Consider the following 21948-nt stretch of genomic DNA (forward strand, 5'->3'; position numbering starts at 1 on the left):
GAATTGGCACGTGGTTCAACTGCAAAACACCTATCCGCTCTACCTCAACAACAAGGCGGTGCAGCCGAACACCGATCTTGCGGTGACCGACAAGTTCACCGGCGAAGTCGCCTTCCGCACCGCGCTGGCGACACCGGATATCATCGACCAGGCGATTGCCGGCGCGGTGCGCGCGGCCGAGCCGATGGCGGAGATGGCCAGTTTCGAGCGGCAGGCGGTGCTCGATCATTGTGTGAAGCGGTTCCGCGAGCGGTTCGACGAGCTGGCCTGGTCGCTGTGCGTGGAAGCGGGCAAACCGCTGAACGATGCCGAAGGCGAGGTCACCCGGCTGATCGACACCTTCCGCATCGCGGCAGAGGAATCGACCCGTAATTACGGCGAAATCCAGCCGCTCGACATATCCCCCCGCGCCAAGGGCTATTATTCGATGTGGAAGCGGGTGCCGATCGGCCCCTGCAGCTTCATCAGCCCGTTCAACTTTCCGCTCAACCTGGCGGCGCACAAGATTGCGCCCGCGATTGCCATCGGTTGTCCGTTCGTGATGAAGCCTGCCAGCCTGACCCCGCTAGGCGCGATCATCATGGGTGAGGTGCTGGCCGAAACTGATCTGCCCGAAGGCGCATTCAGCATCCTGCCTGCCAGCCGTGACGGGGCCGACCTGTTCACCACGGACGAGCGCCTGAAGCTCCTGAGCTTCACCGGCTCGCCCGGCGTCGGCTGGGACCTCAAGGCGCGCGCGGGCAAGAAGAAGGTCGTGCTCGAACTGGGCGGCAATGCGGCCGTGGTGGTCGACAAGGACGCCGACCTCGACCACGCGCTGGCGCGGATCGTGTTTGGCGCGTTCTACCAGTCCGGCCAGAGCTGCATCGGGGTGCAGCGGATCATCGTTCATGCCGATATCTACGACCGGTTCCGTGACATGCTGGTGGCGAAGACGAAAACGCTCAAAGCAGGCGACCCCAAGGACCGCGAGACCTTCATCGGCCCGATGATTTCCGAGAAGGAAGCGGCGCGGCTGGACAAGTGGATCCAGGCTGCGGTCGCCGCCGGAGGCACGCTGCTGTGCGGCGGCAAGCGCGACGGCGCGATGCTGGAAGCGACGCTGCTGGAAAACGTGCCGCGTGATACTGACGCGGTGCGCGAGGAGGCGTTCGGCCCGCTCGCGATCCTGTCGAAGTTCACCGAATGGGATGCAGCCCTGGCCGAAGTCAATGACAGCAAGTTCGGGCTTCAGGCCGGCCTGTTCACCCGCGACCTGCACAAGGTGATGAAGGCGTGGGACAAGCTCGAGGTGGGCGGGGTGTGCGTCAACGACGTATCGAGCTTCCGGGTCGACAACATGCCTTACGGCGGGGTGAAGGATTCCGGCCTGGGGCGCGAGGGCGTGCGGTTCGCGATGGAAGACATGAGCGAGATCCGCAACCTGCTGATCCGGCTGGAGGGCTGAACGCGGCTATGGCCAGGCTGTGCCCTAGTTGATCTTGTAGCGGGCATTGATCGAGAAGCTGCTCCCGCCGGCCATGGCGCCTGAGGGCCGGATCCGGAAGTGCGTGATTGCCGGGTCACACCCGTCAACTGCGGGGGCTGGCGCGTAATCCCAGGTCGCCCCGAGGTCGTCGGAGAATTCCAGACTGTCTCCGCTGCTCATCAGCGAGGTGTAGCCGTACACCAGATTCGAAGGGGTGGTGCCGTCGGCGAAGGCCACCGGGCCGCTGCCGGGGGCCGTGATGTCCGTGACACACAGGGCGAGGCCTTCCGGGGTGCGATCGGTCACCACGAGACTGCTCGTGTCGATGTCGAAGTCATTCGGGTTCTCGACGGTAATGGCATATTCGATCAGCGCGCCAGGAAGGGCCTTGGCGTTGGCCTGCGGATTGATGAAATCGTTCACTGCGGTGCTGGACTTGGTGACCGCCAGATCGATCAGCTCTGTCAGCTTGAATGTGGCTTGGGCGATGGGCGTGGTGGCCTGCCCGAAATAGCCCTGCGCGGAATTGACATAGGATCCCGCAGCAGTCGGGCGTGTAGCACTGTAGACCAGAGTGACTGAGCCGCCGCCTGGCAGGGCATAGCTTGAACCGGTCTTGCCCAGGAATGTCAGGGTTCCTGTCGCACCGGTGGCGGGCAGCGAGCTGGAATTGGCGGCCGTGACGGTACTGCCGCTGGCAAGCCCGACGTAGGTCATGCCGGCCGGCAGCACGTCGACGATCCTGTCAAGCACGGTCGGATGGGGCGAGGGATTGCTGATGGTCACCGTATAGGTGAGATCGCCCGCCTCGTTGGTGAGCGCACCTGCGGGACTGACGGACTTGGTAATGGTGAAAGGGTTGGTCGCCCCGGGATAGACCATCGAGACACTGCCGGTACCGTCAAAGTTGCCGGTGTATTTCAGCTGAGTTCCCGAAGTCTGGTCGGCATAGGGGCGCGCGGTGGAGGATGTGCCCGCACACAGGTACTGGAAGCTGTAGCGCACGCCGATCGAGTAGTTGTTGCCGGCCTGCTTGTTGGGCTGGACAAAATAGAACCGGTTGACCGTGCCGACGGTGGCGGCATTGATATTGCTCGACATGATCCGGGATCCGACCAGGCGGAAGCACGCTGCATTGAAGTTCTGTCCGCCGGACGGCTGGAGGTAGTATTCGTCCCCTGCGCCGCTGCCGCCGAAATCGTATTCCGTGTCGAAATAGACCGTCTGGCCCACCACCGCGCCCGGGCCCAGGATCGCTGACTGGACGTTACCCCCGGCGTTGGCGCTGAGGGACTTCTTGATCGTCAGGTCGATGGTGCTGGACTGGGTGCCGAGGCTGGATGTGACCGTGGCAGCAATTGCGGCCGTTGCGTTGTCCGCGCAACCGTAGCCGATGAACCAGTAGACGCCGATGCTTTCACCGGCGCCCAGGGAGCCGATGGTCTGTGCCGCTCCTTGCCCGCCGGCAAGGTAGACATTGGCGCCGAACCCGCTCGCCGTTGCCACGATATTGCTGACCGTGGCGGATCCGGTGTTGGTAATCACCCCGCCAACATAGGCAGCGGTTGGGCCTTTGGCCGGGCACTGGTTTGAATCGATCAGCAAGTCCTGCCGGTTGGTGGCCGCATCGCCGGTCCGCAATTGCCACGTCAGCGCGGCGTGGGCTGGCGAGGCAAACATGACGCACAGGATCAGGAAAAATGCGTAGCAGCATCGCAAGGACTGAAGGCCGCCAATGTCTCGCGAATATGCCATAATTCCGTCTCTGAACCGCGCATTGCGGGTAGACGGAATTGGTTAACGGCCCGTGCACTGTGGCAATTCCGGAAGGACCTGCGCCGCGCAGGGTGTTAACCATTCTGGCGGGCGGCGACCCCGATGGGATCAGGTGTCCTCGACCAGCAGCAACTCGCATTCCACCCGCAGGTTCGGCTTGGGCAGGAGAACGTGCTCCACCGCGCAGACAGTGGCATCAGCGACAAGCTGGCGGGGCAGGGTGAACTCGTGCTCTGGAAGCTCGGCGATCAGGTTTTCTCCCCCCGCTACGGCTGCGTCACCTGCAAACTCCAGCGTAACCCGGTGGCGCGCGCCGGCGAAGGTGACGCTGGCCCAGGCCCGTTCCTCGTGCGCCAGGACCACGCCGTGTCCGCCCGCCAGTGCAACCAGGGCTTCACGCAGGCGGTCGGCATCCGTGCGGCGGGCGCTGCGCGCGGGGCAGGGGGGTGTGGTATCAACGAACATGGGTCTGCTCTCCTTCGCCGCAGCGGGCCGCCTCGTAGCCGGCGATAAAGCCCTTGATCCGCGCTTCGGTGCCGCCGCGCGGTTCGCGCCCCATCCTCAGATCGAGCACGAAGCGCGGATCGTGCGCGGCGAGGCGCCCGAACTTGGTCGCGGGCATCCCTGTCTGACGCAGGAATTTCTCGATGGAGCGGATCAGCATACGGTCCCTTTCGCGCTTGGTTGCGGGCTGATCGGGCGACGGTCGAATCGCCCGATGCCGTATTGGTCGCGCGCGAAATCCTACTTGTCTAGGAAAAATACATCCTCTATGTAGGAAATCCATCGACTAGGAGGACAGCCATGTCGAACCCGAGAGATCGCCTGCTGGAACTGGCACGCAGACAGGGCACCAGCCTTGCCAGCCTGTCTGAAATGATCGGACGCAACCCGACCTATCTGCAACAATTCATCCGCAAAGGCAGTCCGCGCAAGCTGGAGGAGCAGGATCGGCGGGTGCTCGCCGGGTTCTTCGGGGTGGACGAGGAAGAGCTGGGCGGCGGCGGAGCATCTGGTGCTGGCGGCGAGGAAAAATCCTATGCGCCCCGCGCGCGCCTGCCGCTCGATGCCGCCTGGATTGACGTGCCCCGGCTGGCGCTGGCGGCGTCAGCCGGGCCGGGGGCGACGGTGGCGGAGGAAGAGCCGTTCGACGCCTTCCGCTTTTCGCGCCGCTGGCTGCGCGAGCAGGGGCTGGATGGCTCGATGCTGTCCGCCATCGCGGTCGAGGGCGATTCGATGGAGCCACTGCTGCGCGCAGGCGACGAAGTGCTGGTGGACCGCCGTCCGCAGCCGTTCCGCGATGGCATCCACGTGGTCCGCATGGGCGAGACCCTGCTGGTCAAGCGGGTGGCCGCGCAGGGCCGGGGGCGGTTCACCCTGCTCAGCCAGAACCTGGCCTACCCGCCGCAGGAGGTTTCTGCGGACGAGATCGAGATCGTCGGGCGGGTGGTGTGGAAGAGCGGGCGGATCTAGTGCTGGTAGCCGAGCCCGGATTCCGGGGTCAGGACATGGTTGTCGACCCACAGGGCGGCTAAGTCCTGCGCCATCACGGTTCCGATCCGGCTGGCCGCAACCGGCAAGGCAAGATCGGCCGGGGCGGTGAACAGCAACTGGTAGTCATCGCCCCAGCGGACGCATTCGTCCAACCGCGCCGGGTCGGCCACCGGGAACGCCGCTCTGTCGAGCTGGAAGGTGGCATGGCTGGCCAGGGCCATGCGCCAGCAATCCAGCAGCAGGCCGTCCGACACGTCCATCATCGCCGTGACCACCGGAGCGAGTGCGCGGCCCTCGGCCAGCAAGGGAACCGGGCGGCGATAGGTCAGGCTGTCAGCGCCGGTGCCATCGCGCAGTGCCTCGAAGGCGAGCATCGCCGCACCGAGCGTGCCGGTGACGCAGATGGCATCGCCCGGCTGCGCGCCGCGCCGGTCGGGCACCGGAGTGTGCGTCGCCCGGCCGATCGCGGTCAGGCCGAAACTGCGCGGCCCTTGTCCCCGCACCGTGTCGCCGCCGAGCAGTGGCACAGGGAAGGCCTCGCACACCTCGCGCAGGCCCTCGGCAAAGCGGGCATCGTCCTCGCCGAGCGAATAGCCCAGCAGCACCCCGAGCGGCTCCGCCCCCTTGGCTGCGAGATCCGACAGGTTCACCGCGACCAGCTTCCACGCGACATCGGTCATGTCCTGCCCGGGCAGGAAATGGGTGCCTTCCGCCATCATGTCATGGGTCAGGATCAGTGTTTCGCCACCGAGGGGCAGCACCGCACAGTCGTCTTCAAGATTGCGGGCAGCGGGGTGGCGGGCAATGCCGCGCAGCAGGTCGATGAAGGCGGCCTCGCCGCTCAGGAGCGCACCTCTTTCGCCACGGCATCGAGCACACCGTTGACGAACTTGGCCTCGCGGTCATCGAAGAAGGCCTTGGCGACGTCGACATATTCGCTGATTGCGCTGCCCGTGGGCACGTCCGCCCGCGCCATCAGCTCGTAGGCACCGGCGCGCAGGATCTGGAGCATGGTCTTGTCGAGCCGGGCGACGGTCCAGCCATCGGCCAGCTTCGAGGCCACAACGCCGTCGATCTCGTCCCTCCGCGCGATCGTGCCGCGCACCAGGTCATCGAAAAACGCGACGTCCGCGTCGGCGTATTCGTCGCCTTCGATTTCCTGCCCGATGCGGTGCTGGTGGAACTCGTCGAGCAGGCGCACCACCACGGTCTGCTCCATGTGGTGCTGGTAGAGCGCCTGGACGGCGGCAAGGCGGGCAGCCGCGCGGGCTTGTGAACTGGAGCGGGACATCAGAACCTCACATCGACCGAGCGGGCATGGGCGGGCAGCCCTTCCGCTTCGGCCATGGCAACGGCGGCGGGGCCGATCGCGCGCAGCGCCGCCTCGTCAAGCTGGATGAAGCTGGTGCGCTTCATGAAATCGAGCACCGAGAGCCCGCTGGCAAAGCGCGCCCGCCGCCCGGTCGGCAGCACGTGGTTCGGCCCGGCCACATAATCACCGATGGCCTCGGGCGTGTGGCGGCCGAGGAATACGCTGCCTGCATGGCGGATCCCGGCGAACAGCGCCTCGGGATCGTCAGTGGCGATCTCGACGTGTTCGGCGGCAAGCCGGTTGGCGAGCGGCACGGCATCTTCCAGCCGCTCCACCACGATCATTGCGCCGTGCGCATCCCAGCTGGCGCGGGCAACTTTCGCCGTATCCAGCCACGACAGTTGCAGGTCGATCGCGTCTTCGACCTGCCGGGCGAACCCGGTATCATCGGTGATCAGGATCGATTGCGAAGTCGGATCGTGTTCGGCCTGGCTGAGCAGGTCAGCGGCGATCCATTCAGGGTCGTTTTTCCCGTCCGCGATGACCAGGATCTCGCTCGGTCCGGCGACCATATCGATCCCGACCACGCCGTAAAGCTGGCGCTTGGCTTCCGCGACCCAGGCATTGCCCGGGCCGGTGACGACATCGACCGGCCGGATCCGGTCCGTGCCATAAGCCAGCGCGGCAATCGCCTGCGCTCCGCCGACGCGCCAGAATTCGTCCACCCCGGCAATGTGCGCGGCGGCCATGACCAGCGGGTTGAGCACGCCCTTGGGCGAAGGGCTCACCACCACCAGCCGCTCGACCCCCGCCACCCGTGCAGGGATCGCGTTCATCAGCAGCGAAGAGGGGTAGGCCGCCCGCCCGCCCGGGACATAGAGCCCGGCCGCATCGACTGCGCTCCAGCGGGCACCCAGGCGCACCCCGGCCTCGTCGGTATAGTCGCGGTCATCGGGGCGCTGTGCGGCGTGGTAGGCGCGGATGCGGTCGGCCGCGAGTTCGAGCGCAGCGCGCAGCTCCGGGTTAAGATCTTCGTAGGCTTCAGCGCAGGCCTGCTTGCTGATGCACCAGTCCGCCTCGTCGGTCAGGGCGTGGCTGTCAAACCGTGCAGAGTACTCGACCAGCGCGGCATCCCCGCGCGCGCGGACTTCATGGATGATGCCGCGCACGTCATGCGCGACGTTGTCGTCGCTTTCACGGCGGGCGTTGACCAGCCGCTCGAACGCGGTGGGAAAACCGGGGTCGGAGGCGTTCAGCAGCCGCATCACGCCGCCTCCTGCCGCTGGGCCTGCGCGCGGAACGCATCGACCAGTGCGGCGACCCGCGGATCGGTCTTGAGTGCGGCGCGGTTGACGATCAGCCGCGCGGTAATGTCGAGGATGCGGCTGGTTTCGACCAGGCCATTGTCCTTCAGTGTCTGTCCGCTGGAGACGAGGTCGACGATCCGCCCGGCCAGCCCCAGCGCCGGGGCGATTTCCATCGCCCCGTTCAGCTTCACGCATTCCGCCTGCACGCCCATCCGCTCGAAATGGCGGCGGGTCAGGTTGGGATACTTGGTCGCCACCCGCAGGTGGCTGGCACGCACTTCGGAGCCGGTCCGGTCCGCCGGTTCCGCCACGGCCAGATGGCAGTGGCCGATATCGAGATCGACCGGGGCGTAGAGGTCCGAATAGTCGAACTCCTCGATCACGTCTGAGCCGACAATGCCGACCTGCGCCGCGCCGTGAGCGACAAAAGTCGCAACATCGAACGCCCGCACCCGGATCAGGCGCATGTCTGCCCGTGTGGTGGCGAAGGCCAGGCTGCGGTTGGCCTTGTCGTGAAAGCCATCTTCCGGCACCACACCGGCGCGCGCCATCAGCGGCAGCGCCTCGTCGAGGATACGGCCCTTGGGCACGGCAAAGATAAGCGGCGGGGTCGGCATGGTCGCGCAGATAGGCAGCGCCGGGGCAAAGGGCAATTGGAAAGGGGCAGGGGCGATGGCAAATCGCGCAAGTGTGATGGACATAAAGTCACTGCCCGAAGCCATTGAGTGGCAGGCTCGCCATGCCGAGGAGGGCGGGGCACCCGGAACTGCGCGGGTGATCCGGGGCCTGATGGCTGTGCTCGCCAGCGATACCGCAACCGGGCGGCGCATGGCCGGGTGGCAGGGGCTGACCCTGAAGGATGCCATGCCGCTGCGGATCAACGGGGGCCTGCACAACCTGGTGCTGACCGGTGCGGACACCCGGCTGGGCGCGGTCTATCGCGGCGACTTGACGGACCAGCACGCGATCGATGCGCTGGTGCGCGAGGTGGTGGAGCGGTTCGATGCGCGCCTGCTGCCGTGGCTCGACGGGCCGCCGCAGACCAACGAGGCGGGTCGTTCCGCCAGCGTGATGGCGGGGCTGCTGTGGCTGGCGCAGCGGGTTTCGCCGCGTTTCGAAATGCTCGAACTGGGCGCAAGTGCTGGCATCAACACCATGATGGAACGCTATTTCTACGATCTGGGCGGGGTCACCGTCGGCCCGGCGGACAGCCCGATGCGGATCGTACCTGAGTGGCGCGGGCCGACACCGCCACACGCAACGCCGGAGATTGTCTCGATCCGCGGGTGCGACGTGTCGCCGGTCAACCTGGCCGAGCCGGAGGCGGCGCTGCTGCTGAAAAGCTACGTCTGGCCCGAAGCGGCCGAGCGGATGGCGCGGATCGACGCGGCCGCCCTGCTGGCCCGCCAGTCCCCGCCCGAGGTGGTGCAGCAGGACGCCGCCGCCTTCGTGCAGGAGGCTCTGGCGCGCCCCCAACAATCCGGCGTGACGCGGGTGCTGTTCCACTCGATCGTGTGGCAATACGTTCCGGATGACCAGCAGGAGGCGGTCACGGCGGCGATGGCTGAGGCCGCGCAGTCAGCCAGCGCGGACCGGCCGCTGGCGTGGATCACGCTGGAAACCAACCGCGCGACCTTCCGCCATGAATTGCACGTGCGTTACTGGCCTGAAGGCGAGGAACCGGCCCTGCTCGCCTGCGCTCATCCGCATGGCGCATGGGTGGAGTGGCTGGCGGGGCAGGAACCCTAGCCGAGCCGAGCGAGAAACCGCTCCATTGCCGCATTGACCCGGTCCGGGGCCTGCCAGGTCAGGAAGTGACCGCAATCGGGGATTGTCTCCAGCGTCAGGTCGGTCACGAATTCGTCCAGCCCATCGATATTGCGGGGGGTCAGCGCATGGTCGTCAAGCGCCCAGATCACCAGCGTCGGGATCGTCAGCACCGGCACACGCGGCAGCTTTGCGTCTGCGGGAATGGTGTAGGGTGCGTCTTCCGGCGGCACGGCAAGGGGCGTGGCGCGATACCAGTTGATCATCGCCAGCGCCGCCTCGCCGTCCGCCCAGTCGGCCAGCACGCGCTCGCGCTCCTCCGGATCATCCTCGGGCAGGGCGCCGGTGCCATTGCCCGTGCCGCCGACCAGCGCCAGCAGGCCGTGCTGGCGGACTTCGTCATCGCGGGAAGTGTCGCGATAGAGGCGCATGTACTGCCCCGCCGCGCGCTGGGCCGGATCGGTCCACAGCAGCCGGGCATAGATGACCGGATGGGCCGCATTGCACAGGATTGCGCGTTCGACCCGGCTGCCTTGCCCTCTCAGGGCCACGGCCCAGGCGAGCGCGCCGCCCCAGTCATGCCCGACGATGGTGAAACGTTCGACCCCCAGCGCATCGGCCAGCAGAAACACGTCGCCGATCAGTTCGGACGGAGCATAGCGCTCCACCGCTTGCGGCCTGGACGAGCCGCGATAGCCGCGCTGGTCGGGCGCGATGCAGCGGAACCGGTCCGAAAAACGCGCGATCTGATAGCGCCAGGTGCGGTGGCTTTCGGGAAAGCCGTGGAGGAAGATCAGCACCGGGCCTTCACGCGGCCCCGAGTCCACCACGTCCAGTTCGATCCCGTTGGCGAGCGTGACCCGCACCTGCTCCATCGCGGTCAGCCGTCCGCTTCCATCTTGTCCATGTAGCCGCCTGCGACCATGGCCGCGACCTGATCGAACAGGGCATCGGGCGTCCGCCGCATCTCGCCCATCGCCTGCTCCATGCCTTCCGCCACGATGATTTCGCGGGTTCCGGCTGCCACCGCATCAAGCATGGTCTTGGCCGCCTCACCTGCCGGGATGCCGTTGTCGATCACGGAATCGCTGCGCCCGCGCTTGCTGCCGTCGGCGCTCAGCGCATTGCGGCTGACATTGGTGGCAATCGAGCCGGGGTAGATCGTGTGGACCTGTACCCCGTCAATCGAAAGCTCCGCCCGCAGCGCGTCGGCATAGCCTGCCAACCCGAACTTGGCGGCGGAATAGGCCGTCCGCATCGGTACCCCGACCTTGCCGGCGATCGAGCTGATGAACAACAGGTGCCCGGTCCGCTGCGCGGTCATGTGCGGCAGCAGCGCCTGGGTGTGGGCGATCTGGGCGACCAGATCGATTTCGATAATGTCGCGGTAGACCTGCATCGCGGTGCGGGTGGCGCGGCTGCGCTGCGAAACGCCGGCGTTGGCGACGAATCCGTCGATCCCGCCGGACCATGCGATGGCTTGCTCGGTGGCGGCCAGCATCGCCGGCTCGTCGCGCACGTCGAACGGCAGGAGCAGCGTTTCGGTCGGGATGGTCGCCGCCACTTCTGCCAGCCGCGCCTCGTCCCGGCCCGACAGGATCACCCGCGCCCCGCGTGCGCCGAGTTCGGTGGCGAGTGCTGCGCCAATGCCGCTCGACGCGCCAGTGATCCACCAGCATTGCCCGTGATAGCTCATGTTCTCTCCTTGTTGCCCGTCTCTCAGGGATAGCTGACCGTCATCGGCTCGGCGGGGATCGGGATGTATTCTTCCGCGTCGCCCGGGACCAGCGGAAAGCGGCCCGCCTGCCAGTCGTCCCGCGCCTGCATGATCCGGTCCCGGCTGGAGCTGACGAAGTTCCACCATACGTGCCGCTTGCTCGCGAAAGCCTCGCCGCCAAGCAGCATGACCCGCCCGCCGCGCCCGCTGGCCAGGGTCATCACCTTGCCCGGCTCGAGCACGGTCAGCGCGTACAGGCCGAGCGGCTGGCCATCCACGCTGGCCTCGCCCCCGACCAGCATCACCGCGCGCTCGTCGGCGCTGATTTCGACCGGAAGCGACGATGATGAATTCAGCACGATGTCGGCGTAGATCGTGTGGGCATGGGTGGTGGTCGGGGCACGTGCGCCCCACAATTCGCCCATGATAACCGTGGCACTGGCACCGCCGGCTTCGACCACGGGCAGGTTGTTCACAGCCTCGAAAGCGGGGTCGATTTCCTCCCTCCCGTCCGGCAGGGCGAGCCAGGTCTGCATCCCGTAAAGCCTTGGTCCGTTTGCTCTTTCCTGTTCAGGGCTGCGCTCGGAATGGACGATCCCGCGCCCGGCGGTCATCAGGTTCACCTGGCCCGGACGGATCGTGGCAAAGGTGCCCAGGCTGTCGCGATGGTCGATGGCGCCCGCATGGTCTCCGGCAAACAGCCAGGTCACTGTCGCCAGGTTGATATGGGGATGGGGCCGCACGTCCATGCCTGTGCCGATGTCGAGTTCAGCAGGGCCGAACTGGTCAACAAAGATGAACGGCCCGACCATCGTCCGCTCCCGCGCCGGAAGCGCGCGGCGGACCTGGAACTGGCCGAGATCGTGGGTAACGGGGGTGATGATCTGCATGGCGACAGACTCCCCGCGCAGGGCGGGCGAGTCAATCCTCGTACTTGCTTTCTTCGCGCAGCTTGAGCCCGGCAGTCTGGAGCGGGGTCATCGCATGGGCAAACACTGATGGTGTCATCCCGGTGAACCGCCTGAATTCGCGTCCGAGGTGAGACTGGTCATAGTACCGCAGGGCGGCCAGATCCTGTTCGGTCGGGCTGCTGAAGCCGCGCATCGCGGTCGCCATGTCGAGGAACCGGCTGCGGCGCAGAATGGCCTTGGGGGTGAGCCCGAACCCGGCCTGGCACCGCCGCGCGAACTGCCGCATGGACAAGCCGAGCTCCTCGGCAATGTCCTCGATCCGGCGGGTCGGGTCGGTCCGGGCGATCACTTCGAACCGGGCCAGCTTGTCGTCCACCTTGCGCCGCCCGATCCGGTCGAGCCGCACGCGCAGGGCTTGCTCCAGCGCGGTGATCTTGCCGGTGTCGTCATCTGCCTCGTCCATCGCCGCTTCGAGGTGGCTGGTGGGCGTGTGCCAGACTTCGTCCAGCCGCAGCAGCCGGTCAGCATAGTCCTGGTGCGAGGCATGGAATAGTGCGCGCCACCCGCTCGGACGCAGGGCCGCGCCGGCCACGCAGAAGCTGCCCCTGACCCGCACCTTGAACGGCAGGCCGTTGGCGCCGAAAAACAGCGAGCGGCCCGGCTGGCTCCAGACCTGCGGGGCGATCTCGCCGGCCCAGTCGCCCTTGATCAGCACCCGGATGAAGGCGGTTTCGGAGAGCAGGAAATCCTTGATTACCAGCTCATCGGGCAGCTCGGCCTCGAAGACGTAGAAGCGCCGCACGTAAGGCGCGAGGTCGGGCGAGGGCCGGTATGTGCGCGACAGCAGCATCGGGCGGGCTAGCCGGCTTCTCCCGGAGCGAAAGCGCGGATGGCCAGGGCATGGACCCGCTGCCCGGGAATGTCGCCCAGCACGCGGTTGACCATCCGCTGGCGCTCCAGCCGCGACTTGCCGGTGAATGCACCGCTTTCGATCACCACGGTGAAATGCGATTCGCCGCTGCCGTCATCGCCTGAATGGCCGTGATGGCTGGCGCTGTCGTTGATCACCTCCAGCCGCTCTGGCGTGAACGCCTCGCGCAGCAGGGTTTCCATTTCATTCTGCACGGTTCGCCTCATGGCGCTGTTCTTGGGGGTTTCCATCGGGCTTGTCCATGCCCATCAAGGCGCAGTGAAGCAGACGCGATTCCATGGCCGTTTCGAACCCCAGGGCCGCCGGTGCGAGGCACCCGGATGCCTCGAGCAGGGCGAGTTCCGCGCACCCGGCAACCGGGGCAACGGGTTTGACGGGCCGGGTGACTGGCGCTGGTTCTGCCTCGACCATGTCCGCGCCTTCAACGCCGCCTACAATTTCTTCGAAGGGATGAGCGCGGAAGAAATCCTCGCGGCACAGTCCCCGGTGGCGGGCTGGGCCGGCGAAAGCCGCGCCTTCCGCCCCACGGCGGGCATCGATGAGGTGCCGCGCTGGGCCGACTATGCCGATCCGCTCGACGCCATCGGCGCGCGGGCGGCCGGGGTTCGCAGCCGCGCCGAACGGGCCGCGCGCATGGCAATGGACGGCTGCTTCACACCTGCCGAGGCCGATGCGCTGGAGGTCATGGGGCTGGGCCTCGAAACCGACTTGCGCGGCCTGAGACAGCGTTATTCCGAGCTTGTCCGCCGCTACCACCCGGACCGCAACGGGGGCGATCGCAAGTTCGAAGTGCGGCTCAACCGGGTGGTCGAGGCCTACCAGCTGCTGCGCAAGAGCCGCGTCTTCGCCTGATCAGCTGCCACTTGCCTCGGCAATCAGCGCAGCATCCACGGCAAGCCCCTCCTGATAGCGCGGGCGCGCCGTGCACCGCTCGACATAGGCGCGGAATGCGGGCCGTTCCGGGATCGAGCCGAACCGAAGGCCCCAGATGAACTGGCTGCCGACATAGGTATCCGCCATGGTGAAGCGCTTGCCGCAAACGTAATCGTTGGTGGAAAACCAGGCGTCGAGGGAGTCCAGCGTCCGCTCCAGGCTGCCGAATCCGGCCATGCCCGATTTGCCCTCTGGAACCTCCCAGCCCATCGACTGCGCCACGACCGCCTGTTCCAGCGGGCCGGCGGCAAAGAACAGCCAGCGGAAATAGCTCGCCTTTTCATGCGCGTCGGGCAGCAGGCCGGCCGCGGGATGGGTTTCGGCCAGGTAATGGCAGATCGCGGCGCACTCGGTCACCACGTGATCATGCCCCCCGTGATGGTGGACCAGCGTCGGCACCTTGTTCATCGGGTTGAGTTCGGCCAGCACCGCGGGGCGGGTGGCCCAGTCGAACACGACCTGATCGTAATCGGCCCCTGCCTCGTGCAGCGCCCAGCGGGCGATCTGGCCCCGGCTCATGGCGACGGTGTAGAAGGTGAATTGAGCCATGGTGTGGGTCCTTTGGATCGGTTCCGGGTTGCAGTATCTGTGCGAAACGGGGGCGGGCAGAGCAACTGCCGATAGTGAGGTTCAGCCCGCAGCGGCGGCCTCTATCGCTGCGTGATCGATTTTCCGCATGGTCATCATGGCAGCGAATGCGCGCTGCGCCACCGCGCCGCCTTGCGCCATGGCCTCTGTCAGGACGCGCGGGGTGATCTGCCAGTTCACGCCCCAGCGGTCCTTGCACCAGCCGCAGGCGCTTTCCGCTCCGCCATTGCCGACAATCGCGTCCCAGTACCGGTCGGTTTCCTCCTGGGAGTCGGTGGCGATCTGGAAGGAGAACGCCTCGGTCTGCGGAAAGACCGGCCCTCCGTTCAGACCGATGCAGGGAATACCGCAAACGGTGAACTCGACGGTCAGGACATCGCCTGCCTTGCCAGAAGGATAATCGCCCGGGGCCCGGTGCAGGGCATTGACCGCACTGTCGGGAAACACGCTGGCGTAGAACCGCGCGGCGTCCTCTGCCTGGGTGTCGTACCAGACGCAGATCGTGTTCTTGGCGGTCATGGCCGTGCTCCTACCAGGCCGAAAATGGCGCCATGCGGGTCGATCGCGGTCAGACTGTAATCACCGCCGGGTATCTCCACCGGCTCGACCAGCAGCGAACCGCCGCTCTGCGCTATAGCGCCCGCCGCACGGTCGATGTCCGGCACCCGGAAGTAATAGGTCCAGCCGGGCTGAGGCAGCTCGGGGGGCTTCGGCATGACTGCCCCCAGCATGAAACGCTTATCGCTGACCCAGAGGAACTCGTATTTGCCCGTTGGCCCCATATCGAGATCGCCGACCTGCTCCCATCCGAACAGCGCGCCGTAGAATGCCTTCGCCTCAGCCGGATCATCCGATGCCAGCTCGTTCCAGGCGCAATGGCCCAGCTTCGGCTCGGTCGCAGCGAAGCTGTGACTTGTTTCGTCCGATGCCCCGCGCATGATGTAGAACGGCGCGCCCTGCGGATCAGCCACCATGGCCATCCGGCCCACGCCGTCGATGTCCATCGGCGGCATCTGCACCGCGCCGCCAGCGGCACTGATCTGCTGCACGGCTACGTCCACGTCATCGACCGCGATGTAGCCGAGCCATATCGGCCGCGCGCCGTGCTCTACCATCTCGGCGGTCAGGGCCATGTACCCGCCCACACCGTCAGCTGGATCGCCGCCCGGTCGGGAAGAGAAAAAGCGGTAATCCATGTCCGGCTGGCCGGCTGAACTGCTGCTCCAGCCGATCACCTTGCCGTAGAAATCTGCCGCCGCATCGGCATCCGCCGTGAGCAGTTCATACCAGATGAAATCGCCTTGCCGATTGCTCATGGCCGTTCCTCTGCAAGCTCCTCGACCGGGCTGAAGCCGCCGAAGATCATCCGCTTGCCGTCAAACGGCATCGGGTTCTTTTCCGGGTCCATCCGCTCATCCTTGAAATCGGGCGACATCATCTTCGCCATGGCCGCATCGCGCGTGGCCTTGTCGGGCCACTCGATCCAGCTGAACACGATCTCCTCGTCGTCCTCGGCCTTGACCGCCATGCGGAAGTCGGTCGTCTTGCCAGTGGGCACATCATCGCCCCAGCATTCGATGACCCGGGTGGCGCCCATCTCGATGAACAGGCCGTCTGCCCCGTGGGCATGATCGATGAACTTCTGCCGGTTGCCGGCGGGTACTGCGATCACGAAACCGTCGATGTACATATAGCCTCTCCTGTACTTGCTTGACCGGGATTGGACATTGCCACGGGTGATGCCATCAGTTACGAAAGTCAACTATGAAGTTACAAAAAGAAACTAAGAATGCGACGAACGGACATGGCCGCTGGTACGGTGACGCCTGCGGGACGGCGTTCGGCATGGAGCTGCTGGGCGAACGCTGGGCCCTGCTCATCGTCAGGGAGCTAATGCTCGGGGCGCGGCGCTTTTCCGACCTTCGCGCCAGCTTGCCCGGAATCAGCGCCAAGGTGCTGACGGAACGGCTGGACAGCCTGGAAGATGCGGGCGTCCTCATCCGGCGCCTCTTGCCGCCACCGGGCAAGGTGCAGGTCTACGAGCTGACCGCGTGGGGTTATGCCGCCGAGCCGCTGATCCAGGAACTCGGGCGCTGGGCCGCCAAATCGAGCGGGCATGATCCCTTGCTGCCGCTGTCACCGGTCTCGCTGATGCTCTCGCTCAGGACGATGGCTGACTATACGCGGACCGGCTCCGTTGCTGGCCGGGTTGGCTTCGTAATCGGGGAGGAATCGTTTGTAGCGGCTCCCGGTCCGGGCGACCTGCCGATCCGGCGGGGCGGAGTCGACGGGGCGGACGCGGTATTCCGCGCGCCCGCCGCTTCGCCCATCGCGGCCGGCATTTACGCGGGTGTGCCGTGGAGCGTGCTTGAGGCGGAGGCGGGCCTGCGGATCGAGGGCAATCGCGATCTGGCGATGCGGTTCGTTTCGCTGTTCTCGCTGCCGGAGAAGATCGCTTAGGCGCTGTCGGCGGGGCGGCCCTGCTGGAACGCCCAGCGCAAGGTCTTGCCCATGCCCCAGGTCGCCGCCCGGGCGGGCAAGGCGAGGAGGGAAGGACGGTCCAGCCCCAGCATGGCGCGCGCAAACGGTGGCAGCAGCGCGGTCGCTTCGGTCCCGAGCATTGTCTGGACTGCTGGTGGTGCGCCATCGGGGCGCTGGTTCAGCACCAGCCGGGCCACCTCCCGCGCCTGCGGTGTGGCGCGCAGGTCCTTGCGGAATTCCGCCAGCAGCAATTCCGCCTCGCGCTGGTTTTCCGGCACGGGATCCGCCCCCAGTGCGCGGGCGATGACCGCGAACTGGCGGTAATATTCGTCCCGCTCCGCATGGGACATGGCAGGGCGGACCAGCCGGACATAGGCGGCTAGGAAGCTGCTTGCCTCTGCCACGTGGACCCAGGCCAGCGTGCGCGGATCGCGGGCGGAATAAGGGCTGCCATCGGGCAGGGCGCCGGTCACCCGCTCATGAATCCGGTTGACCCGCGCAATCGAGGCCAGGGCGGCATCGCGGTGGCCAAAGGTGGTCACGGCGATGAACCGCGCGGTGCGCCGCAGCCGACCGTGCATGTCTTCACGGAAGTTGGAATGGTCGAGCACACCTTGAAGCGCATGGGGGTGGAGCATCTGCAGCAGCAGGCCCCGGATGCCGCCGACCATCATCGCCACCACATCGGCATGGACCATGCGGATCGGCGTGTCGCGTTCGAACAGCGCCTCGTCTGACGGGGGCACCGGTGCTTCGCCGCTGGCGGTGTCGTTGAAGACCGCGCGGACTCGCCCGACCAGTTGCTGCCTCAGGAACGCGCCGGGTCCGGTTTCTGCCATTGCGCCAATATAGGCATCCTGCGCCTAATGAAAATGTTGGCCTGCGCGCGCTTGCAGCGTTTCGCGCAGCCGTCTACGCACCGGCACGATATGAACGACATGACCGACCGCAGCCACGCCCCGTCCGACACCACCGTGCTTGCCGCGCCCGACACCGAAGTCGATGTGCGGGAAGTGTTCGGCGTCGATGTCGACTGGAAGGTGCCCGCCTTCAGCAAGGCGGATTCGCGCGTGCCCGATCTTGATGAAGGCTACGTGTTCGATCCGGAAACGACGCTGGCGATCCTGGCCGGGTTCGCGTTTGACCGGCGGGTCATGGTGCAGGGCTATCACGGCACCGGCAAGTCGACCCACATCGAGCAGGTCGCCGCGCGCCTCAACTGGCCCTGTATCCGCATCAACCTTGACGCGCACATCAGCCGGATCGACCTGGTCGGACGCGATGCGATCGTGCTGCGTGATGGCCTGCAGGTGACCGAATTCCGCGAAGGGCTGCTGCCCTGGGCGCTCCAGCACCCGGTGGCGCTGGTCTTCGACGAATACGACGCCGGCCGCCCGGACGTGATGTTCGTGATCCAGCGCGTGCTGGAACAGCAGGGCAAGCTGACCCTGCTGGACCAGAACCGGGTGATCCGGCCCGATCCCAACTTCCGCCTCTTCGCGACCGCCAATACGGTCGGCCTGGGCGATACCAGCGGGCTCTATCACGGTACCCAGGCGATCAACCAGGGCCAGATGGACCGGTGGAACATCGTGGTGGGCCTCAACTACCTGCCGGCCGAAACCGAGCTGGAAATCGTCAGGGCCAAGAACCCGGAAACCGATGCCAAGGTGCTGGCCGACATGATCAAGGTCGCCGATCTGACCCGCCAAGGCTTCATCAACGGCGACATTTCGACCGTGATGAGCCCGCGCACGGTGATCACCTGGGCGCAGAACGCGGCGATCTTCAACAATGTCGGTTTCGCCTTCCGCGTCAGCTTCCTCAACAAGTGCGACGAGGCGGAGCGGATGCTGGTGGCCGAATACTATCAGCGGGTCTTCGCCGAAGAGCTGCCCGAGAGCGTGCTCGGCAAGCGTTAGGGTCATTTCCCCTATCGCGCACTGTGTTGTTCGTATAGCACAGTAGGTCGATGGGTCTGTTCGATTCCCTTTTTCGCAAGCGCCGTCCTGCTGCGTCTACAGCGCCGCATGGCGGGTTCTATCCGTTGCACGACGCCTATGGCGACGGGCCCGATTACGATGCATGGGACGCGCGGCTGGATGAAGTCGAGCAGCGCTATGCCCGGCAGGATGCGCTGGAGGAGCGCAGGCGGCAACGCTGGTGGCAGCGCCCCTATTGGCAGGGACGGCGCAAGCGCTGGTGGGCGGCCCGGACCGTGGCTGCCACCCTGTTGCTGTTCTTCCTGCTGGTCGGCTGGCTGGCGGTCACCGCGCCGCTCTCCCGCTCGCTGGAGCCGATTGCGCCGCCGGAGATTACCCTGCTGGCATCGGACGGCACTCCGATTGCGCGCAACGGGGCGGTGGTGGATAAGCCGGTCAAGGTGGCAGACCTGCCGCCGCACGTGATCGAGCCGCTGCTGGCGATCGAGGACCGGCGTTTCTACAGCCACTGGGGGGTCGATCCGCGCGGCATTGCCCGGGCCGTGTTCACCGGCGTGGGCGGCGGCAGTACGATCACCCAGCAGCTCGCCAAGTTCACCTTCCTCACGCCCGAACGCAGCCTCACCCGCAAGGCGCGCGAGGCGCTGATCGCGTTCTGGCTGGAAGCCTGGCTGACCAAGGACGAGATCCTCGAACGGTACCTCTCCAACGCCTACTTCGGGGACAATACCTACGGCCTGCGCGCGGCCAGCCTGCATTATTTCTATCGTCAGCCGGAAAACCTCAAGCCGGAACAGGCCGCCATGCTGGCCGGGTTGCTCCAGGCGCCATCGCGCTATGCCCCGACCCGCAATTTCGACCGGGCGAAGCAGCGGATGGGGCTGGTGGTTACCTCGATGGTCGCCGCCGGGTACCTGACCGAGGCGGAAGCGAAGGCCATGCCGGTGCCGCGGATCGATTCGCGGCGGCGCAACACCCTGCCGACCGGCACGTATTTCGCGGACTGGGCCCTGCCCGAAGCGCGCGGAATCGCTGACCCCGGCTATGCCTCGCAGACCCTTACGACAACGCTGGATTCACGCCTGCAGGGGATCGCGCGGCGGGTCACCTCGAATGCGCGGCTGGGGCAGGCGCAGGTCGCGCTGGTGGCGATGCGGCCCAACGGGGAAGTGGTAGCGATGATCGGGGGCAAGGATTACGCCAAGTCGCCCTTCAACCGCGCCACCCAGGCCAAGCGCCAGCCGGGCTCCACCTTCAAGCTGTTCGTCTATCTCGCGGCGCTACGGTCCGGGATGAGGCCAGACCACCGCGTCGCCAATACCGAGATTACCACCGGCAGCTACCGGCCCCGCAACGCGGGAGGAACCTATTCGGACTCGCTGACTCTTCAGGAAGCCTTCGCCCAATCGAGCAACGTCGCCGCAGTCCGCCTGCTGGACCAGATCGGGAGCGAGGCGGTGATCGATACGGCGCGCGACCTCGGCGTCTCATCGCCCCTGGCCGAGGGCGACCCGAGCCTTGCGCTGGGCACGTCAACCATGACCCTGCTGGAACTCACCGCCGCCTATGCCGGCGTCGCCGCCAACGATTTCCCGGTCCAGCCCCACGCTTTCAAGCAGGAGGAGGAAGGCTGGTTCGACTGGTTGTGGAACGGCCGCACCAGCCTCACCTCACGCCAGCACGGCAATATCGAGGACCTCTTGCGCAGCGCGGTGAACCGGGGGACCGGGCGGGCTGCGATGCTGCGCGGGCCGAATTTCGGCAAGACCGGTACCAGCCAGGATTATCGCGATGCGCTGTTCGTCGGGTATGCCGGCGATCTGGTGGTGGGCGTGTGGATCGGCAACGATGACAATTCGCCCCTGAACGGGATTACTGGCGGGGGTCTGCCGGCGCGCATCTGGCGTGATTTCATGACCCAGGCGCTGGGCGAGGTACCGGTGCGCAGGCGGCAAGCGCCGCAGCCTGATCCTTCGGGCCCGGTCCAGCCGCAGGATCTGCCCGACCTCGACGCCCTGCCGCCCGGGCCAAACGGGACGCGGCTTCGGGTGGAGGGCAACGGTGTGGTCATCTCGACCGATGTGGACGGCTTGCCGGTCGACGTGAGGATCGACGAGGATGGCGTGGGGCTGGTCCCGGCAGATCCGCCGCCTGAACGCTAGCCCTGTTCCTCGACCATCAGGATATTCATCACCGCCGTGGCGACCGGACGCTCCGGATCGTCCTGCCATGCCGAAACCTCGATGTTGGCATTGCGCCGCCCCAGCCGGTTGACATGGCCGACGGCGAACGTCGTCTGGCACTTGGCAGCAGTAAGGAACTGCACCGTGATCCCGATCGGCTTCATCCGCACCTGGCGGCCGTGCCGGTGCAGTTCAGCGCGCAAGGCGGCGTAGCCGGCGTTCTCCAGCAGTCCGCTGGTGGCACCGCCGTGCAACACGGTCGGGCGGCCTTCGACATGGCTGTCGAACGGCATCGCCAGGACCGGCGCACCCTGGTCGAGCCGTTCGATCACGATCCCGAGCGAGCGGGCATAGGCGGGCAGCTCCATCCGCAGCGCGTCAATCTGCCGATCGGTCATCGCGTATTTCCCGGAATGAACATGAACACTGCCGCGACATGGGCGACCGGATCGCCGGGTTCGCCATCGTGCGCCACGCCGCGCAGGAAAGCGGCGGAACGGGTCACCCGGTAGCATTCGGCCCGGCCGTGCACGGCCGCACCTTGCCGCGCCGGGCGCATGTAATCGACCCGCAGGTCGAGCGTGGCGGCCGCGCGGAACTCGCCCGTGGTGGTCCAGATCGCCATGCCGCAGGCCATGTCCATCAGGCTGATGATCGGCCCTGAGGCGAGTACACCGCTGTCCGTCTCGCCAACCAGGTCCTCGCGCCAGGGCAGCGTCAGTTCCACCCAGTTTTCACCATGGGCGGTGTAGTGCAGCCCGAGCCAGCCGGGATGCCCGCGCGAAAACACGAAGCGGGCTGCCATGGCGGGATCGAAACGGGGAAGCTCGGCGTTCATGAAAACGGGTCTGTGCATCCCGTGCGGCCATGACAACAGTTTAATTTCAAGCTCCTGATTTTCCGAGTCAATTGTGTCGTCCGGCCCCGAACCATTCGCGGCTGATGCGCAAGAGGAGCAAGCGATGGAACTACCCAGGATCGACCTTTCGGACCTTCCCGGACTCGAAAGTGCCACCGGCCTGTTCGGGACCCTGTCCGATCTGGCCACTGCCCAGTCCGACGACCGGATCATTATCCTGATGGTCTGGCTCTACGAAGTCATGCCACCGCAGGGCCTGCTCTGATTGGCAGCGCGGC

The 21948-nt window shown here is 66.3% G+C and carries 27 protein-coding genes; 8 read left to right on the forward strand and 19 right to left on the reverse strand.

What is annotated here, in order from left to right; all coding sequences use genetic code 11:
• Window positions 1-10: 10 nt before the first annotated feature.
• Window positions 11-1447 carry an aldehyde dehydrogenase family protein gene (locus U4960_RS07365; RefSeq protein WP_324262891.1) on the forward strand — a complete coding sequence of 479 codons (1437 nt, stop codon included), beginning with the start codon at window positions 11-13 and terminating at the stop codon, window positions 1445-1447.
• Between the two features lie 24 nt (window positions 1448-1471).
• Here the strand turns inward: U4960_RS07365 and U4960_RS07370 are convergent, their stop codons facing one another.
• The 3 genes from U4960_RS07370 to U4960_RS07380 all read right to left on the reverse strand — a co-directional run bounded on the left by U4960_RS07370 (window position 1472) and on the right by U4960_RS07380 (window position 3908).
• On the reverse strand, window positions 1472-3148 hold the full coding sequence (locus U4960_RS07370) for a hypothetical protein (protein ID WP_324262892.1): 1677 nt from the start codon (window positions 3146-3148) through the stop codon (window positions 1472-1474).
• A 204-nt stretch (window positions 3149-3352) separates the two neighbouring features.
• Entirely contained in the window at window positions 3353-3709 is a 357-nt protein-coding gene (locus tag U4960_RS07375) for a hypothetical protein (RefSeq protein WP_324262893.1), read from the reverse strand.
• Window positions 3699-3908, reverse strand: coding sequence for a hypothetical protein (locus tag U4960_RS07380; RefSeq protein WP_324262894.1), 210 nt, complete (start codon window positions 3906-3908; stop codon window positions 3699-3701). The genes U4960_RS07375 and U4960_RS07380 overlap by 11 nt, the downstream gene beginning before the upstream one ends.
• Window positions 3909-4048: 140 nt before the next feature.
• On the opposite strand from U4960_RS07380, the gene U4960_RS07385 reads away from it, so the two are divergent.
• The gene (locus U4960_RS07385) at window positions 4049-4717 is read left to right on the forward strand and encodes a S24 family peptidase (protein ID WP_324262895.1); all 669 of its coding nucleotides are present in this window, start codon (window positions 4049-4051) and stop codon (window positions 4715-4717) included.
• On the opposite strand, the gene thiL is transcribed toward U4960_RS07385, so the two are convergent.
• The 4 genes from thiL to hisG are packed head-to-tail and all read right to left on the reverse strand — an operon-like array spanning window position 4714 to window position 7974.
• Window positions 4714-5583 carry a thiamine-phosphate kinase gene (thiL, locus tag U4960_RS07390; RefSeq protein WP_324263077.1) on the reverse strand — a complete coding sequence of 290 codons (870 nt, stop codon included), beginning with the start codon at window positions 5581-5583 and terminating at the stop codon, window positions 4714-4716. The genes U4960_RS07385 and thiL overlap by 4 nt on opposite strands.
• The gene (nusB, locus tag U4960_RS07395) at window positions 5580-6029 is read right to left on the reverse strand and encodes a transcription antitermination factor NusB (protein WP_324262896.1); all 450 of its coding nucleotides are present in this window, start codon (window positions 6027-6029) and stop codon (window positions 5580-5582) included. The genes thiL and nusB overlap by 4 nt, the downstream gene beginning before the upstream one ends.
• Entirely contained in the window at window positions 6029-7315 is a 1287-nt protein-coding gene (gene hisD, locus U4960_RS07400; RefSeq protein WP_324262897.1) for a histidinol dehydrogenase, read from the reverse strand. Before hisD ends, nusB begins: the two co-directional genes overlap by 1 nt.
• Window positions 7315-7974 (reverse strand): ATP phosphoribosyltransferase, encoded by a 660-nt coding sequence (gene hisG / locus U4960_RS07405; protein ID WP_324262898.1) that lies wholly within the window; start codon window positions 7972-7974, stop codon window positions 7315-7317. The genes hisD and hisG overlap by 1 nt, the downstream gene beginning before the upstream one ends.
• Window positions 7975-8029: 55 nt before the next feature.
• On the opposite strand from hisG, the gene U4960_RS07410 reads away from it, so the two are divergent.
• Window positions 8030-9106 carry a DUF2332 domain-containing protein gene (locus U4960_RS07410; RefSeq protein ID WP_324262899.1) on the forward strand — a complete coding sequence of 359 codons (1077 nt, stop codon included), beginning with the start codon at window positions 8030-8032 and terminating at the stop codon, window positions 9104-9106.
• Here the strand turns inward: U4960_RS07410 and U4960_RS07415 are convergent.
• From U4960_RS07415 to U4960_RS07435, 5 genes are read right to left on the reverse strand one after another with little or no spacing between them, the layout of a single operon-like run.
• Window positions 9103-9999 carry an alpha/beta fold hydrolase gene (locus U4960_RS07415; protein WP_324262900.1) on the reverse strand — a complete coding sequence of 299 codons (897 nt, stop codon included), beginning with the start codon at window positions 9997-9999 and terminating at the stop codon, window positions 9103-9105. The genes U4960_RS07410 and U4960_RS07415 overlap by 4 nt on opposite strands.
• A gap of 5 nt (window positions 10000-10004) precedes the next feature.
• Window positions 10005-10820, reverse strand: coding sequence for an SDR family NAD(P)-dependent oxidoreductase (locus U4960_RS07420; RefSeq protein WP_324262901.1), 816 nt, complete (start codon window positions 10818-10820; stop codon window positions 10005-10007).
• A 23-nt stretch (window positions 10821-10843) separates the two neighbouring features.
• A complete protein-coding gene (locus tag U4960_RS07425) occupies window positions 10844-11731 on the reverse strand; it encodes a pirin family protein (protein ID WP_324262902.1) in 888 nt (295 codons plus the stop codon).
• Between the two features lie 31 nt (window positions 11732-11762).
• Window positions 11763-12602 carry a helix-turn-helix transcriptional regulator gene (locus tag U4960_RS07430; protein WP_324262903.1) on the reverse strand — a complete coding sequence of 280 codons (840 nt, stop codon included), beginning with the start codon at window positions 12600-12602 and terminating at the stop codon, window positions 11763-11765.
• 8 nt (window positions 12603-12610) lie between these two features.
• Window positions 12611-12913 (reverse strand): BolA family protein, encoded by a 303-nt coding sequence (locus U4960_RS07435; protein ID WP_324262904.1) that lies wholly within the window; start codon window positions 12911-12913, stop codon window positions 12611-12613.
• A 28-nt stretch (window positions 12914-12941) separates the two neighbouring features.
• On the opposite strand from U4960_RS07435, the gene U4960_RS07440 reads away from it, so the two are divergent.
• The gene (locus U4960_RS07440; protein WP_324262905.1) at window positions 12942-13535 is read left to right on the forward strand and encodes a J domain-containing protein; all 594 of its coding nucleotides are present in this window, start codon (window positions 12942-12944) and stop codon (window positions 13533-13535) included.
• Here U4960_RS07440 and U4960_RS07445 read toward each other — a convergent pair whose 3' ends face one another.
• The 4 genes from U4960_RS07445 to U4960_RS07460 form a co-directional block, all read right to left on the reverse strand.
• Window positions 13536-14165 (reverse strand): glutathione S-transferase family protein, encoded by a 630-nt coding sequence (locus U4960_RS07445; protein ID WP_324262906.1) that lies wholly within the window; start codon window positions 14163-14165, stop codon window positions 13536-13538.
• A gap of 81 nt (window positions 14166-14246) precedes the next feature.
• Window positions 14247-14723 (reverse strand): VOC family protein, encoded by a 477-nt coding sequence (locus U4960_RS07450; protein ID WP_324262907.1) that lies wholly within the window; start codon window positions 14721-14723, stop codon window positions 14247-14249.
• The gene (locus U4960_RS07455; protein ID WP_324262908.1) at window positions 14720-15520 is read right to left on the reverse strand and encodes a VOC family protein; all 801 of its coding nucleotides are present in this window, start codon (window positions 15518-15520) and stop codon (window positions 14720-14722) included. The genes U4960_RS07450 and U4960_RS07455 overlap by 4 nt, the downstream gene beginning before the upstream one ends.
• A complete protein-coding gene (locus U4960_RS07460) occupies window positions 15517-15894 on the reverse strand; it encodes a DUF1428 domain-containing protein (protein WP_324262909.1) in 378 nt (125 codons plus the stop codon). The genes U4960_RS07455 and U4960_RS07460 overlap by 4 nt, the downstream gene beginning before the upstream one ends.
• 74 nt (window positions 15895-15968) lie before the next feature.
• Between U4960_RS07460 and U4960_RS07465 the strand changes: the two genes are divergently transcribed.
• The gene (locus tag U4960_RS07465) at window positions 15969-16664 is read left to right on the forward strand and encodes a winged helix-turn-helix transcriptional regulator (protein WP_324262910.1); all 696 of its coding nucleotides are present in this window, start codon (window positions 15969-15971) and stop codon (window positions 16662-16664) included.
• On the opposite strand, the gene U4960_RS07470 is transcribed toward U4960_RS07465, so the two are convergent.
• On the reverse strand, window positions 16661-17524 hold the full coding sequence (locus U4960_RS07470) for an oxygenase MpaB family protein (protein ID WP_324262911.1): 864 nt from the start codon (window positions 17522-17524) through the stop codon (window positions 16661-16663). The two genes, U4960_RS07465 and U4960_RS07470, sit on opposite strands and share 4 nt — an antisense overlap.
• A gap of 90 nt (window positions 17525-17614) precedes the next feature.
• Between U4960_RS07470 and cobS the strand changes: the two genes are divergently transcribed.
• Window positions 17615-18607, forward strand: a complete 993-nt coding sequence (gene cobS, locus U4960_RS07475) for a cobaltochelatase subunit CobS (RefSeq protein WP_324262912.1) — start codon at window positions 17615-17617, stop codon at window positions 18605-18607.
• A 50-nt stretch (window positions 18608-18657) separates the two neighbouring features.
• Window positions 18658-20790 (forward strand): transglycosylase domain-containing protein, encoded by a 2133-nt coding sequence (locus U4960_RS07480; protein ID WP_324262913.1) that lies wholly within the window; start codon window positions 18658-18660, stop codon window positions 20788-20790.
• Here U4960_RS07480 and U4960_RS07485 read toward each other — a convergent pair.
• A complete protein-coding gene (locus U4960_RS07485) occupies window positions 20787-21209 on the reverse strand; it encodes a PaaI family thioesterase (protein WP_324262914.1) in 423 nt (140 codons plus the stop codon). The two genes, U4960_RS07480 and U4960_RS07485, sit on opposite strands and share 4 nt — an antisense overlap.
• Window positions 21206-21649: a PaaI family thioesterase gene (locus tag U4960_RS07490; RefSeq protein WP_324262915.1), complete on the reverse strand. Its 444-nt coding sequence runs from the start codon at window positions 21647-21649 to the stop codon at window positions 21206-21208. The genes U4960_RS07485 and U4960_RS07490 overlap by 4 nt, the downstream gene beginning before the upstream one ends.
• 124 nt (window positions 21650-21773) lie before the next feature.
• Between U4960_RS07490 and U4960_RS07495 the strand changes: the two genes are divergently transcribed.
• On the forward strand, window positions 21774-21935 hold the full coding sequence (locus U4960_RS07495) for a hypothetical protein (protein WP_324262916.1): 162 nt from the start codon (window positions 21774-21776) through the stop codon (window positions 21933-21935).
• Window positions 21936-21948: the final 13 nt, after the last annotated feature.

Origin of the sequence: Altererythrobacter sp. H2 (assembly GCF_035319885.1) — a bacterium.
Lineage (GTDB): Bacteria > Pseudomonadota > Alphaproteobacteria > Sphingomonadales > Sphingomonadaceae > 34-65-8.